16 protein-coding genes are annotated in these 13,517 nt (G+C 74.1%); 9 read left to right on the plus strand and 7 right to left on the minus strand.

Features of this window, described 5'->3' with window-relative positions; translation table 11 throughout:
• The first annotated feature begins 75 nt into the window (after positions 1-75).
• Positions 76-1,227, plus strand: a complete 1,152-nt coding sequence (locus FIP57_RS12905) for an acyl-CoA dehydrogenase family protein (RefSeq protein ID WP_148573868.1) — start codon at positions 76-78, stop codon at positions 1,225-1,227.
• A 10-nt stretch (positions 1,228-1,237) separates the two neighbouring features.
• Positions 1,238-2,389, plus strand: coding sequence for an acyl-CoA dehydrogenase family protein (locus tag FIP57_RS12910; protein WP_148573869.1), 1,152 nt, complete (start codon positions 1,238-1,240; stop codon positions 2,387-2,389).
• Between the two features lie 38 nt (positions 2,390-2,427).
• Here FIP57_RS12910 and FIP57_RS12915 read toward each other — a convergent pair whose 3' ends face one another.
• On the minus strand, positions 2,428-3,492 hold the full coding sequence (locus FIP57_RS12915) for a helix-turn-helix transcriptional regulator (RefSeq protein WP_148573870.1): 1,065 nt from the start codon (positions 3,490-3,492) through the stop codon (positions 2,428-2,430).
• 200 nt (positions 3,493-3,692) lie between these two features.
• Between FIP57_RS12915 and FIP57_RS12920 the strand changes: the two genes are divergently transcribed.
• On the plus strand, positions 3,693-5,378 hold the full coding sequence (locus FIP57_RS12920) for an amidohydrolase (protein WP_148573871.1): 1,686 nt from the start codon (positions 3,693-3,695) through the stop codon (positions 5,376-5,378).
• Positions 5,379-5,398: 20 nt separating this feature from the next.
• On the opposite strand, the gene FIP57_RS12925 is transcribed toward FIP57_RS12920, so the two are convergent.
• Entirely contained in the window at positions 5,399-5,716 is a 318-nt protein-coding gene (locus FIP57_RS12925) for a hypothetical protein (protein ID WP_148573872.1), read from the minus strand.
• An 80-nt stretch (positions 5,717-5,796) separates the two neighbouring features.
• Between FIP57_RS12925 and FIP57_RS12930 the strand changes: the two genes are divergently transcribed.
• A complete protein-coding gene (locus FIP57_RS12930) occupies positions 5,797-7,440 on the plus strand; it encodes an amidohydrolase (RefSeq protein ID WP_203231202.1) in 1,644 nt (547 codons plus the stop codon).
• Positions 7,441-7,466: 26 nt separating this feature from the next.
• Entirely contained in the window at positions 7,467-8,153 is a 687-nt protein-coding gene (locus FIP57_RS12935; RefSeq protein WP_148573873.1) for a GAF and ANTAR domain-containing protein, read from the plus strand.
• Positions 8,154-8,160: 7 nt separating this feature from the next.
• On the opposite strand, the gene FIP57_RS12940 is transcribed toward FIP57_RS12935, so the two are convergent.
• Positions 8,161-8,754 carry a TIGR03086 family metal-binding protein gene (locus FIP57_RS12940; protein WP_203231203.1) on the minus strand — a complete coding sequence of 198 codons (594 nt, stop codon included), beginning with the start codon at positions 8,752-8,754 and terminating at the stop codon, positions 8,161-8,163.
• The gene (locus tag FIP57_RS12945; RefSeq protein ID WP_148573874.1) at positions 8,751-9,068 is read right to left on the minus strand and encodes a DUF1905 domain-containing protein; all 318 of its coding nucleotides are present in this window, start codon (positions 9,066-9,068) and stop codon (positions 8,751-8,753) included. Before FIP57_RS12945 ends, FIP57_RS12940 begins: the two co-directional genes overlap by 4 nt.
• 211 nt (positions 9,069-9,279) lie before the next feature.
• Here FIP57_RS12945 and FIP57_RS12950 point away from each other — a divergent pair, with 211 nt between their 5' ends.
• On the plus strand, positions 9,280-10,260 hold the full coding sequence (locus tag FIP57_RS12950; protein ID WP_203231204.1) for a sigma-70 family RNA polymerase sigma factor: 981 nt from the start codon (positions 9,280-9,282) through the stop codon (positions 10,258-10,260).
• Positions 10,261-10,303: 43 nt separating this feature from the next.
• Here FIP57_RS12950 and FIP57_RS12955 read toward each other — a convergent pair whose 3' ends face one another.
• The gene (locus FIP57_RS12955) at positions 10,304-10,579 is read right to left on the minus strand and encodes a hypothetical protein (protein ID WP_148573875.1); all 276 of its coding nucleotides are present in this window, start codon (positions 10,577-10,579) and stop codon (positions 10,304-10,306) included.
• Between the two features lie 80 nt (positions 10,580-10,659).
• On the opposite strand from FIP57_RS12955, the gene FIP57_RS12960 reads away from it, so the two are divergent.
• Positions 10,660-11,028 (plus strand): ArsR/SmtB family transcription factor, encoded by a 369-nt coding sequence (locus FIP57_RS12960; RefSeq protein WP_148573876.1) that lies wholly within the window; start codon positions 10,660-10,662, stop codon positions 11,026-11,028.
• Positions 11,025-11,558 carry an SRPBCC domain-containing protein gene (locus tag FIP57_RS12965; protein ID WP_148573877.1) on the plus strand — a complete coding sequence of 178 codons (534 nt, stop codon included), beginning with the start codon at positions 11,025-11,027 and terminating at the stop codon, positions 11,556-11,558. The genes FIP57_RS12960 and FIP57_RS12965 overlap by 4 nt, the downstream gene beginning before the upstream one ends.
• On the opposite strand, the gene FIP57_RS12970 is transcribed toward FIP57_RS12965, so the two are convergent.
• Both FIP57_RS12970 and FIP57_RS12975 read right to left on the minus strand, forming a co-directional pair.
• Positions 11,525-11,719, minus strand: a complete 195-nt coding sequence (locus tag FIP57_RS12970; RefSeq protein ID WP_148573878.1) for a hypothetical protein — start codon at positions 11,717-11,719, stop codon at positions 11,525-11,527. The genes FIP57_RS12965 and FIP57_RS12970 overlap by 34 nt on opposite strands.
• Complete coding sequence (locus FIP57_RS12975; RefSeq protein WP_148573879.1) at positions 11,716-12,033, minus strand: rhodanese-like domain-containing protein; 318 nt, start codon at positions 12,031-12,033, stop codon at positions 11,716-11,718. Before FIP57_RS12975 ends, FIP57_RS12970 begins: the two co-directional genes overlap by 4 nt.
• Before the next feature lie 124 nt (positions 12,034-12,157).
• On the opposite strand from FIP57_RS12975, the gene FIP57_RS12980 reads away from it, so the two are divergent.
• Complete coding sequence (locus tag FIP57_RS12980) at positions 12,158-13,504, plus strand: HNH endonuclease signature motif containing protein (RefSeq protein WP_148573880.1); 1,347 nt, start codon at positions 12,158-12,160, stop codon at positions 13,502-13,504.
• Positions 13,505-13,517: the final 13 nt, after the last annotated feature.

Consider the following 13,517-nt stretch of genomic DNA (forward strand, 5'->3'; position numbering starts at 1 on the left):
CGACACGGTGGCCCGCGCAACGGTCCTTCACCACCGGCCCGCCATGATGTGCCAACACCGCTGAGAGGGGTTGGCATGCAGCTGGAGCTGTCCGCGGAGGACCAGGCGTTCCGCGAGGAGATGCGCACGTTCTTCACCACCCAGGTGCCGCAGTCGATCCGGGACACGGTGGCCAACGGGCGCGAGCTCACCAAGGAGCAGTTCGTCGAGAACCAGCGGATCCTCAACGCCGCCGGTCTCGCCGTCCCGCACTGGCCCGAGGAGTGGGGCGGGCGCGGTTGGAGCGACCTGCGGCGCCACCTCTGGCTCGAGGAGATGCAGCGGGCCTACGTCCCCGCGCCGCTGGCGTTCAACGCCAACATGATCGGTCCGGTGATCGCCCACTTCGGCACAAGTTCGCAGAAGGAGCGGTTCCTCCCCGCGACGGCCAACCTCGACATCTGGTGGTCGCAGGGGTTCAGCGAGCCCGACGCCGGGTCCGACCTCGCGAGCCTCCGCACCACCGCGGTCCGCGACGGCGACCACTTCGTCGTCAACGGGCAGAAGACGTGGACGACGCTCGGTCAGCACGGTGACTGGATCTTCACGCTGGTCCGCACCGACCCCGACGTGAAGAAGCAGGCCGGCATCTCGATGCTGCTCATCGACATGACCTCGCCGGGGCTCGAGGTCCGCCCGATCGAGCTGATCGACGGCAGCCACGAGGTCAACGAGGTGTGGTTCGAGGACGTGCGCGTGCCGGCCGACCTGTTGGTCGGGGAGCTCAACGGTGGCTGGACGATCGCCAAGTTCCTCCTCGGCAACGAGCGCGTCGGCGTCGCGCCGGTGGGCGCGATCAAGCGGGCCCTCGGCCGCGCGAAGGAGCTCGCCGGGCCGCTGCTCGACGACCCGCTCACCCGGGCGCGCGTCGCCGGGCTCGAGAACGAGCTGCTCGCCCTCGAGCTCACCGCGCTCCGGGTGGCCGCCCACTCCAGCGAGGGGGCGCCGCACCCCGCGAGCTCGGTGCTGAAGCTCAAGGGCACCGAGCTCCAGCAGGCGGTGAGCGAGCTGGTCCTCGACCTCGCAGGCCCGCGCGCGCTCGGCGCCGCCGACGCCACCGGCTCCGACCTGCCCGAGTGGGCGCGCCGCTCCGCGCCGACGTACCTGAACTTGCGCAAGGCCTCGATCTACGGCGGCTCCAACGAGATCCAGCGCCAGATCATCGCCCGCACGATCCTGGGACTCTGAGGGGACACCGATGGACTTCACCTACGACGACGAGCAGGTCGCCCTCCGCGACGCGGTGCGCGGCCTGGTGCGGAAGGCGTACGGCGACTTCGAGGAGCGCCGGCGCACGACCCGGGAGGACCCCGGGTTCAGCGAGAAGCTCTGGGCGCAGCTCGCCGAGATGGGGCTGCTCGGGCTGCCGTTCTCCGAGGATGACGGTGGCGTCGGCGCCGGACCGGTCGAGGTCGGGATCGTGGCCCACGAGCTCGGCCGGGTGCTCGCCCCCGAGCCGTACCTCGCCTCGGTGGTCCTCGCCGGCGGTCTCGTCGCCGCGACCGGCACCCCGGAGCAGCGGGCCGAGCTCCTCGGCGCGCTCTCGGCGGGGGAGGTGCTGCTCGCGCTCGCCCACCAGGAGCCGGGCAGCCGCTGGGCTCCGGCCGCCTCGGCGGTGACCGCCCGCGAGGAGGGCGGCTCCTGGACCCTGACCGGCGTCAAGGAGCCGGTGGCGCACGGTGCCCGCGCTGACGTGCTGGTGGTGACCGCCGCGCTGCCGGACGGGGGCACCGGTGCGTTCGTCGTCGCCCCGGACGCCGACGGAGTGACCCGCGAGGGGTACCCGACCTACGACGGGGGCCGCGCGGCCCGCCTCTCCCTCTCCGGTACGCCGGCGACGCCGCTGGGCGAGCCCGGTGCCGACGTCACCGACAGCATCGCCGCGGTGCTCGACACGGCGCGGGTCGTGGCGGGCCACGAGGCGCTCGGGGCGATGGAGGTCGCGCTCGCCACGACGACGGAGTACCTCAAGAACCGCAAGCAGTTCGGGGTCCCGCTGAACACCTTCCAGGCGCTGAACTTCCGGGCGGCCGACATGTACGTCTCGCTCGAGCTCGCCCAGAGCGTCGTGCACTGGGCGACGATGGTGCTGGCCACCGGCGACGGTGACCGGTCGGCGGACGCGGCGGCCCGGGCGGGGCTTCAGGTGAGCCGCGCCGGCCGGCACATCGGCCAGGAGGCGATCCAGCTGCACGGCGGCATCGCGATGACCGCGGAGTACTCCGTCGGCAGCTACACCGCCCACCTGCACGTCCTGGAGCAGCTCCTCGGCGACGGCCAGCACCACCTGGCCGCGCTGGCGGGCACGGTCGCGGACCACGAGGTCCTCGACCCGCTGGCGGCATCCTGACCCGGTCGGGCTGACCGGTCGGGCTGACCCGTCGGGGCTCAGCCGCTGACCGCGAGCTGCACCACGCCGTAGCCGTCCAGCTGGCGCAGCGGCCGCACCAGCCCGTCCCGGCGGGCGAGCGCCGCCGCCGCGGCCCGGTTGGCGCACCCTGTCTTGCGGAGCACGCTGTCCACGTGGGTGTGCACCGTGCGTGCCGAGATGCCGAGCGTGCCCGCGACCTGGGCGTTGGTGAGCCCCACGGCGACGCAGGTCAGCACCTCGAGCTCGCGGGCGGTCAGGTGGTGCGGCGGCTCGACCTCGAGGGTGTGCAGCAGCACCCGGCCCTCGTGGCGCGGCCCGACCGGCTGCACCACGAACGAGCACCAGCCGTCCCGGGTCGGCCAGAGCCCGGCGAGCCGGCGGTCGTGCGGGTCGTGTCCCCGGTCGCGGCGGGCCCCGCCGTGGTGCAGCGCGCGGACGACGTCGCGGAACTCCTCCTCGCCCAGCAGCTCCGGCAACGGGTGGCCGTCGACCTCGACGGCTGCGTCGCCGGTGAGCACCGCCGCAGCCGAGCCTTCGGGGAGCCGCGGCTCCACCGCGAGCCGCGCCTGCGGGTCCAGCAACCGGGCCAGCGCCGGCAGGACGGAGGCGAGGAGCTGCTGCGCGGTGCGGTCGAAGCACTCGTCGGTCGCGCTGAGGTGCACGAAGCCGACGCGCCGTCGACGGTGGCGGAGCTCGGCGGACATGCCGTCACGGAACCCGTGCGGCGCGAGCTGGGTGGTGAACAGCTCGCCCGTGCGGAACCGCTGCCCCGGCTCGGTCGAGATCGAGGGCGGCAGCGGTGCGCCGATGACCTGCTCCATGTGCGGGCCGCGCAGGAACGGTCCGGCCAGCGCCCGACGCGCCGGCTCGGGGTAGTGGCGCACCCCCACCTCGGTGCAGGCGAGGTCGCCGTCGACCACGGTGTGCAACGTCGAGGCGTCGCTGCGCACGACCCGGTCGAGCAGCTCGAGCGCGGCGTCGTGCTCGCCCGGCTCGGGCTGGGCTGTGGCGAGCAGCCCGAGCTCCGTGGCCGCGGCGACGCTCGCGGCGAGGTCGGACCCCATGACGGACGCCTGGACCATGCGCGTCTCCTCGGAGCTTGCACGGCCGCCGCCGGGGGTGACCGTTCGTGCCCGAACGGTAACGCCGTCGTGGCACGGAGACAACGGGTCCGTACTTCTACGGATGCCGCCGCGTTCCCGTTCTGCTGCACTGGGCCCCCACTGCTGTGGGGGCCCAGCCGCCACCGCCGCACCCCGCCGTCCGACCTCGAGGAGCTACCGTGACCACGTCCGCCTCCGATGCCGCGAGCCGCGGCCCCGCCGACCTCGTCCTCACCCACGGACGGATCTGGACCCAGGACCACGACCAGCCCTGGGCGGAGGCCGTCGCGGTCGCCGACGGCCGGATCGTGGCCGTGGGCAGCGCCGACGACGTCGCCCCACTGATCGGTGACGCGACGACCGTCGAGGAGCTCGACGGCGCGTTCGTCATGCCCGGGCTCGTCGACGGCCACGTGCACCTCAACCTCGCCGGCGCGCAGGCGAAGTTCGAGCTCCCGCTGCTGCCGACCGACGGGATCGACGAGATCCTCGCCAAGGTCCGTGAGTGGGCCGACCGGCTCGGCCCCGACGAGTGGGTCGTGGGCGGCATCGTCGGCAGCACCGTGATGGACACGATCCTCGACGCCGGACCGATCGCCCGGCTCGACGAGGCCGCCGGCGGCCGCGCGGTCCTGCTCCGCGACGACTCGATGCACAACCGTTGGGTCAGCTCGCGGGCGCTGGAGCTGATGGGCGTCGAGGAGGGCACGCCGCACCCGGAGGGCGGCCACTACGGGCGCGACGCCGACGGACGGCTGACCGGGGTGCTGCAGGAGCTGGCCTCCGCCGTGGCCGAGGGCGCCTTCCAGCGGTCGGTCACCGACCCGGCGGCGCGGGTGCGCGCGTCGGTCGCCAAGGCGCTGCGGATCATGAACGGCTACGGCATCACCTCGGTGCAGGACGCCGCCACGATGGCCCCGGCCGCCGAGGCGCTCGCCTCCCTCTCCGACGCCGGCGAGCTGACCGCGCGCGTCGTCGTGTCGACGCCGGTCCGTCCGTTCATCGAGGAGGGCACGGTCGGGACCGAGCTCGCGGAGATCGTGGCGCCGCTGCGCCGCGACGACGTGCGCCCGGACTTCGTCAAGGTGGTCCTCGACGGCGTGCCGATGACCCGGACCACGGCGCTGCTCGAGCCCTACATCTGCCACCACGCCGGCCAGGAGCACGAGGTCGGCGAGGTCTACTGGAAGCTCGACGACCTCGTCGCCGAGCTCGACGACTGCGTCCGCCGCGGGCTGCACGCCAAGCTGCACGCCACCGGCGACGCCTCCGTGCGCCGGGTGCTCGACGCCGTCGAGGTGATCCGGGAGCGGCACGGCGACGCGGCGAGGTTCCAGATCGCACACACCGAGTACGTCCACCCCGACGACGTCCCCCGGTTCGCCACCCTCGGCGTGGTCGCCGACTTGTCGCCGTACATCTGGTACCCCAGCGTCATCCAGGAGTCGATCGCGGCGCAGGTCCCCGCCGAGCTGGTGGAGCGCAGCTGGCCGGTCCGCGACCTCGTCGACGCCGGCGCGCTCGTCGCGGCCGGCTCCGACTGGCCCTGCGCGGCGCCGTCGCCCGACCCGTGGACCGGGCTGCAGACCCTGGTGACCCGGCGCAGCCCCGACGGCAGCTACCCGGGCGCGCTCAACCCGGGCCAGGCGCTCACCGTGGAGGAGGCGGTCTCCGCGTTCACCACCAACCCGGCCCAGGCCGCCGGCCTCGGCGACACGGCCGGCCGCATCGCCGTCGGCTGCTCCGCCGACCTCGTGAAGCTCGACCGCGACCTCTTCCAGGTCGACGTCGAGGAGATCTACCGCACCCGGGCGCTGAAGACCTGGTACGCCGGACGGGTCGTCCACGAGGTCGCCTCGGCCTGACCCGGACGGGGTCGAGCGGCTCAGCGCCCCGGCGCCGCGACCGGACCGTCGATCCGGACGATCTCGCGGACCGGGGTGCTGCGCCGCAGCGTGAGCGAGCCGGAGGAGCGTTCGAGCACCAGCACCAGCGGCTGCCCGAGCGCCGCGAGCGCCACGGACCGGAGCCGCACCGGCTCCCGGTCGCCGCGGATCGCCGGGACCCGGACCGTCCTGGGGGTGCGGGTGGCGGTGCCCGCGTCGAGGTCGACCACGTAGGTCGACGTGGCGGTGCTGACCCGCCACCGCCCGGTGGCGCCGATCGTGGTCCGGGGTCGCGTCACCTGCAGCGTCGTCGTCATGCCCGCGAGCGTGGCGGACGGCTCCGACAATTCCGGGAGGGTGCGCGCCCGCCGGGGGCGACCTGCGGTAGAACCACGTCGTGCTGAACGACGACCGTGACGACCTGCTCCTGCGCGGAGCGCCCGTCTACGACACCGGCCGGTGGGCGGGCGACTGCCTGCTCGTCCGGGACGGCCGCATCGCTGCCCGCGGCACCCACGACGACGTCGCGCACCTGGTCGGGCCGGCCACCCGCGAGGTCGACCTCAGCGGCACGTGGGTGCTGCCGGCGTTCCACGACGCGCACGCCCACCCGGTCTCCGCGGGGCTGGAGATGGAGCAGTGCGACCTGACCGGCGAGTCGACCGTGGAGGGGTACCTCGCCCGCGTCGTCGAGCACGCGGAGCGCCACCCCGAGCGGCCGTGGATCACCGGCGGCGGCTGGTCGATGGGGTCGTTCCCGCGGGGCGTCCCGTCGGCCCGGCTGCTCGACGAGGTCTGTCCCGACCGGCCCGTCTACCTGCCCAACCGCGACCACCACTCCGCCTGGGTCAACACCCGGGCGATGGAGCTCGCCGGCATCACGTCGGCCACCCCGGACCCTGCCGACGGGCGCATCGAGCGGGACGCGGACGGGGCGCCTGTCGGTGCGCTGCACGAGGGCGCGATGGGGCTGGTCGCCGCGCTCCTGCCGGTTCCCGACGAGGACGACCTGCTCCGCGGGCTCCTCACCGCGCAGGCGCACCTGCACTCGTTGGGGATCGTCGGGTGGCAGGACGCGCTCGTGGGCCAGGGGCTCGGGATGCGCGACTCCCTCCCGGCGTACCTCCGGGCGGTGCGCGAGGGGCTGCTCACCGCGAAGGTGGTGGGCGCGCTGTGGTGGGACCGCGACCGCGGCGCGGACCAGGTCGACGGGCTCGTGGAGCGCCGCGGCCTGGCGCGTGAGGCGGGGTTCCGGGCGACGACCGTCAAGATCATGCAGGACGGGGTCTGCGAGACGCTGACCGCGGCGGTCCTCGAGCCGTACCTCGACGGGGCCGGCCGTCCCACCCACCGGCACGGCCTGTCGTTCATCGAGCCCGAGGCGCTGTGCGAGCACGTCGCCCGGCTCGACGCCCTCGACTTCCAGGTGCACGTGCACGCGCTCGGCGACCGGGCGGTGCGCGAGGCGCTCGACGCGGTCGAGCACGCGGTCGGGGTGAACGGCCGCCGCGGCAACCGGCACCACCTGGCCCACCTGCAGATCGTCCACCCCGACGACGTGCCGCGTTTCGCGGAGCTCGACGTGGTGGCCAACGTCCAGCCGCTGTGGGCCTGCCGCGACGACGAGATGGTCGAGCTGACGCTGCCCTTCCTCGGCGAGACGGCGCGCCAGCAGCAGTACGTCTTCCGCTCGCTGCTCTCGGCGGGTGCGCGGCTCGCGTTCGGCAGCGACTGGCCGGTCTCGACCCCCGACCCGTTCGACTGCATGCACGTCGCGGTGAACCGCCGCGAGCCCGGGGCGGACGGAGCCGAACCGCTGCTCGAGCACGAGCGGCTCACCGTGGTGGAGGCGCTGCGCGCCTACACGCAGGGCAGCGCCTACGTGAACGGGCTCGAGGGCTCGACCGGCGCCCTCGAGGTGGGGATGGCCGCGGACCTGGTGGCGGTCGACCAGGACGTGCTCGCGGCCCCGCCCGCGGAGCTCCACGCGACGGAGGTGCGGCACACCTTCGTGGACGGCGTCCTCGTGCACGGAGGCTGAGGGTGGGGCGGGGTTAGGGTGGCGCGATGGACGACCACGGGATCCTGGAGGCGCTCGAGCGGCTGTCGAGCCGGCTGACCCCGGGAGACCTCGACGCGACGCTGGAACGGGTCACCGCCGCGGCCGTCGAGCTGCTGCCCCAGGTGGACTACGCCAGCATCTCGGTCAAGCACGCCGAGGGACGGCTGGAGACGGTGGCACCGACCGACGGGCTGCTGCTCGACGTCGACGCCGCGCAGTACCGCCTCCAGGAAGGGCCCTGCTACGAGGCGGCCGCCGAGAGCGGCCACGTGGTCGCCCCGGACCTCGCCGACGACGCCAGGTTCCCCCGCTACGCCCGCGTCGCGCTCGAGCACGGGATCCGTTCCCAGGTAGGCGTGCGGCTCTTCGACGCACCTCGGTCACAGGGTGCGCTGAACCTGTACTCGACGCAGGCGGGGGCCTTCGAGGACTTCTCCACCGTGAGCCGGCTCTTCGCCCACCAGGCCGCCACCGCGATCTCCTACGCCCACGAGATCACCCAGCTCAAGGAGGCGATCCAGACCCGCGGCACGATCGGGCAGGCGGTCGGCATCCTCATGGAGCGCTACGCGCTCAACGACCAGCGGGCGTTCTCGCTGCTGACCCGGCTGTCGCAGGACCGCAACGTCAAGCTGCGCACCATCGCGGACGAGGTCGTCGCCTCGCCCGACTGGAGCCCCGAGCGGAGCTGACCGCCGCTCAGGCCGGGGGCCGCCAAGCGGGGTCGCGGCCGGTCAGCCCGAGCAGCCGGTCGAGCGCCGGCGCGTCCTCCGGTACGGCGACCACCGGCCCGAACAGGCCGGGCGTGCCCTCCGGACGCTCCGCAGCGGTGGGTGCCACGAACCCCATCGCGGCCTCCACGGCATCGACCGGCGGGTCGTACGGCTGACCGGTTGCCACCGCCAGGTCCCACCCGTGGACGACCACCTCGTCGAGCGCCACCAGCCCGGCCACCTCGCCCGGCATCTCGACGCCACCGGCCTCGCTCATGCCCGTCCACGCCTGCGGGTCGCGCCAGGCCACGGCGAGCTCCGCCAGCGCGGCCGGGACGGTGTCGCGGAACTCCGGGTCGAGCCGTGAGCCGTCGACGACGGGCGGGCCGTCAGGACCGGGCTCGTGGCGCGCGGCCGTCGTGAACGCCAGTGCCAGCCCACCGAGGTGGTCGAGGAGCCCGGCGACGTCGGTGCCGGGGCACGGCGTGGGGCGGCCGAGGTCGTCGTCGCTGGTGCAGCGGACCAGGGCGGCGACGGCCTCGGTGGCTCCGCCCAGGTCGGGACGCCCGTCGCCGGTCACCGTGCGGTCCCGGCGGCCGCTGCCGATGCGGACCGATCGGTGCGCTCGGTGAGGAGCACCTCGACCTCCTCACCGGCCGCCTTGCCGATCCGCGCGCGCACCGCGGCGGCGACCGGGAGCATGTGGGTGCCGTCGCCGAGCGCCATGAACGAGGTCGCGAACGGCACCCCGTCCACCTCCCCGCGCACCTTCACGCGGCCGTGCGTACCGAAGAAGTCGACCGACTCCGACCAGCGCACGAAGGTCCACCCGCCCTTGCTCGGGCTCTTCTCGAGGGTCGCCCGGAACGTGACCGGGAGCTGTTGGGACGACATCGGTGCTCCTCTCCGCGGCCGGTCTGCGGCCGCCTCGCTCCTTCCGACGTACGCCGGTCGTGGAACTCATCGCCGGACGACCGATGAGTCTTCTCCTGGCGGGACGTCTCCACCCCGTGACGTCGACGAGGGCTGTCCTTCCCTGTGGTTCCCTGTCGCCAGCGCGGCGCGGGCGACCTACAGTGGCGGCGAAGGATCGAAGGGAGCGGGTGTGACCGCACAGCTCGACGAACGCGACCTGGCCGGACTCACGCAGTACCGCCCCGAGCTGACCGGTCACTGCTACCGGATGCTCGGGTCGGCGCAGGACGCCGAGGACGCGGTGCAGGAGACGATGGTCCGCGCGTGGCAGGCGTGGGACTCCTTCGAGGGCCGTTCGTCGGTCCGCTCGTGGCTCTACCGCATCGCCACCAACGTCTGCCTCGACGCGCTGCGTGCCCGCAACCGCCGCGCGATGCCGATGGACCTGTCCTCGCCGGTGCCGGCGCAGACGCAGCCCGGTGCGCCGCTGCCGGAGACGACGTGGGTCGGCCCGATCACCGACGAGCGCGTCGGGCTCGGCGCCCCCACCGCCGACCCGGCCGAGGAGGCGGTGCTCCGCGACAGCATCCGGCTCGCGTTCGTCGCCGCGCTGCAGCACCTGCCGGCGCGCCAGCGGGCCGTGCTGCTGCTGCGTGAGGTGCTGCGCTGGTCGGCCGCCGACGTCGCCGAGCTGCTCGACACCACCGTCGCCTCGGTCAACAGCGCGCTCCAGCGCGCCCGGGCCACCATGGCCACGCTCGACCCGGAGCGGCCGCAGGGCCACCAGCTCGGTGAGGAGGAGCGTGAGCTGCTCGGGCGCTACGTGCAGGCCTTCGAGGCGTACGACGTCGAGGCGCTCGTCCGGCTGATGCGCGACGACGCCGTCATGTCGATGCCGCCGCTGGCCCTGTGGTTGCGCGGCCACGAGGACATGAAGGGGTGGTACCTCGGCCACGGCGCGGGGTGCCGAGGCTCCCGGCTGGTGCCGCTCCAGGTCAACGGCTCGCCCGGGTTCGCGCAGTACCGCGCCGACCTCGAGGGTGGCCACACGGCGTGGTCGGTGCAGGTGCTCGAGGTCGTCGACGGGCGCATCGCCGAGGTCCACCACTTCCTGCAGGAGTTCGGCGGTCGCAGCTTCGAGCACCTCGGACTGCCGCTGCGCCTGCCCTGACGGCAGTCCTGGCGGCTGTCCTGACGGCTGTCCTGACGGGTCGTCAGTCGTCGAGCAGGTCGGTCAGCCCGGCGAGCTCGAGCAGCGCCCGGAACCCCTCGTCCTCGACGCGCACCTCGAACGTGACGTCGAGCCGCCGGGCTGCCAGCCGGAGCCCGGCGAGCGTCTCGACCGCCCGCATCCCGCACCGCCGGCAGCCGACCACGAAGGTCACCGGCGTGCCCGCCTCGAGGAGCGCGCGGGCCCGGGCCGCGGCGCGCGCGAGGTCCGCCGCCATCGCGAGTACCTCGACCGGCGGCGGCGAGGGCGTGTGGTCCACGCAGTGATGACGACCGGAGGGGGCCGCACTCATCGCCGGACCCCTTGACGCAATGCGTAACCATACGGTTACCTTTTCGCGTGGACGTCTTCGAAGCGCTGGCCGACCCGGTCCGCAGGGAGCTCCTGCTCCGGCTCGGAGAGGGCCCGGCCCGCGTCGCCGACCTCGCGTCGGAGCACCCGATCAGCCGGCCGGCAGTGAGCAGGCACCTGCGCGTGCTCCGGGAGGCGGGGCTCGTCGCGGCCACGGCATCGGGTCGCGAACGGCCCCACGCGCTGGCGCGCGAGGGGCTGGAGCCGTTGCGGGCCTACCTCGCCGCCCTGGATGCCGCTGCAGCCACACTCACGCCTCCGGTCGCCGAGCACCAGCTCGACGCGCTCGAGCTCGAGCTGAGGCGGAGCGGGCGCCGCCGTACCTCCGGTTCCACCAGCGAAGGAGAGACCGCATGAAGCCTGTCGCCACGGGCCGCAGGGACCGGCACGACCCGTCGCGGGTAGTCTTCACGCGCACGTTCCGGAGCCCCGTCGTGGAGGTGTGGGCCGCGGTCACCGAGCCGGAGGCGCTCAGCCGCTGGATCGGCACGTGGGAGGGCGACCCGGCCAGCGGGGAGGTGTCGTTCACCATGACGGCCGAGGGCGACGCGGCGGCGCCGGAACCCTGCCGCATCGACGCGTGTGACCCACCGACCCTGCTGCAGGTCACGCTCGGGGAGCAGGGGTGGACCCTGCGGCTCGAGCTCAGCGAGGCGGCGGGCGTCACGAGGCTCGACCTCTCCCAGCAGCTCGCCGACCCCGAGCTCGCTGCCTCGGTGGGGCCCGGGTGGGACTACTACCTCGACCGGCTCGTCGCGGCGGCCGGCGGGGACGACGTCGCGGCGGTCGACTGGGACGGCTACTACCCGGCGCTCGGCGACCACTACCGGCGGCTGCTGGCTCCGGGCGACGGTCAGTCGTCGGAGGCGGAGCGCCCCCCGACGTAGGAGCGCAGCTCTTCGTCATCGGAGGTGACCCGGGACATCTCCTCGCCGCCGTCGCAGGTGACCAGCGAGAGCGTCAGCCGCGCGCCGTCGTCCGAGAGCACCCGCCAGTGGCCGCCCGAGCGCTCCCAGCGCCGGACGAGCTCGACGGGTTCGTCGCTCACGGCCCGGTCTCGACCGGGTGCCCCGCCTGCATCCAGCCGTAGGTCCCACCCGCGACGGAGTGGGCCTCGAACCCGGCGCGCACCAGGAAGTCGGCGACCGCGAGGCTGCGCTGGCCGACCGCGCAGATCACGTACAGCGGACGGTCCCGGGGGAGCTCGTCGAGCCGTTGGGTGATCTCGCTCATCGGCACCAGCCGGGCGCCGGGCACGTGCCCGGCGGCGTACTCGTCCGCCTCGCGCACGTCGATCAGCTCGGCGTCGTACGGCCGGGTGAGGGTGGTGAGGTCGACCTCGGAGACGTGGTCGTGGTGCACGGGCGTCCTTCCTGCGGTTTGCCTGCGAGGCTAGCCCAGGAGGTGTCAGCGGGCTCCCGTCACGGCTGTCCCCAGGTCTAGAACACCCGTTCGAACCGTCGGTGCCGGTCCCTAGCGTCGTCCCATGGCAGCAGAGGTCGACCCGTCACCTGTGGGTGAGCCCGACGACCCGTCGGGGCGCACGCCGGTGGCCGCGCGAGCAGACCGGGTGCACTGGTTCGTGGGTCGCCTGCACGAGGTCCTCGACGACCTGACCGCCGGTGGGGTGGCGGTGGCGACGATGAGCCAGGAAGCGTCCGCGGAGACCGTCGAAGACCTGCTGGGCGCCGCAGAGCGGGTCAAGGCCCTCGCGCTCCAGGTGCTGGCGCACGCGGACCGGATCGACGTCGCCGAGCTGACCGGTGCGACCAGCACCCACGCCTGGCTCGCGCAGACGAGCCGGCTCTCCCTGGGCGAGGCCAAGCGGCTGGTCCGGCTCGCGCGGCGGCTCGACACGGCCGCCTTCGACACCACGGCCTCGGCGACGCTCGCCGGTCGGGTCGACCTGGCCCAGGCGCAGGTGGTCGTGGACGCCGTCGTCGGGCTGCCCGCGGGGGTCGGCGCCAACGACCGGGCCAGGGCGGAGCGCCACCTCCTCGCCCTCGCCGCGCACCACCACGCCAAGGAGCTGAAGCTCCTCGGCAGGCACCTCCACCAGGTCGTCGACCCCGACGGCGCCGACGAAGAGCTCGCCCGAGAGCTCGAGCGCGAGGAGGCAGAGGCGGCACGCAGGACGGTGCTGCGGATCGGTGACGACGGGCAGGGGAGCTGCCACGGCCAGTTCCGCATCCCCACCGTGTACGGCGCGATGCTGGTCTCGGCCCTGCAGGCGCTCGCCTCCCCGAAGCGTCCGGATCCGATCCGCCGCGAGGCGCCGGCCGGCGAGGGCGGCGAGGGCGGCGAGGAGGTCGTGGTCGAGCAGCGTGGCACCCCCGAGGTGATGGGGGAGGCGTTCTGCCAGCTGCTGAGCCGGTTCCCGACCAAGCGGCTTCCGAAGGCCGGGCGGATGAACGCGACCGTCGTGGTCACCATGGAGCTCGACACGCTGCTCGGCGGGCTGCGACCGGCCGTGCTGTCGACCGGGCAGGAGCTCTCCGCGTCCCAGGCGCGGCTGCTGGCCTGCCAGGCCGGCGTCGTCCCCGCTGTGCTCGGTGGCGACGGCCAGCTCCTCGACCTGGGACGCAGGCGGTACTTCAGCTCCACCCAGTCGCTCGCCCTCGCCGTCCGTGACCGTGGCTGCACCGTGCACGGCTGCACGGTCCCGGCCGCCTGGTGCCACGCCCACCACGACGTCCCCTGGTCGCAGGGCGGCGCCACCGACCTGGCGAACGGTCGACTGCTCTGCCCGCGGCACCACACCCGGGTGCACTCCGGCCGCTACGACCTCGAGAAGGCCGGCACGAGGACGATCCGGCTCGTCAGGCGCCTATAGGAGCCGGGGAGGA

This window comes from Nocardioides caldifontis, from assembly GCF_008087345.1.
In the GTDB taxonomy this organism is placed as follows: Bacteria; Actinomycetota; Actinomycetes; order Propionibacteriales; family Nocardioidaceae; genus Marmoricola_A; species Marmoricola_A caldifontis.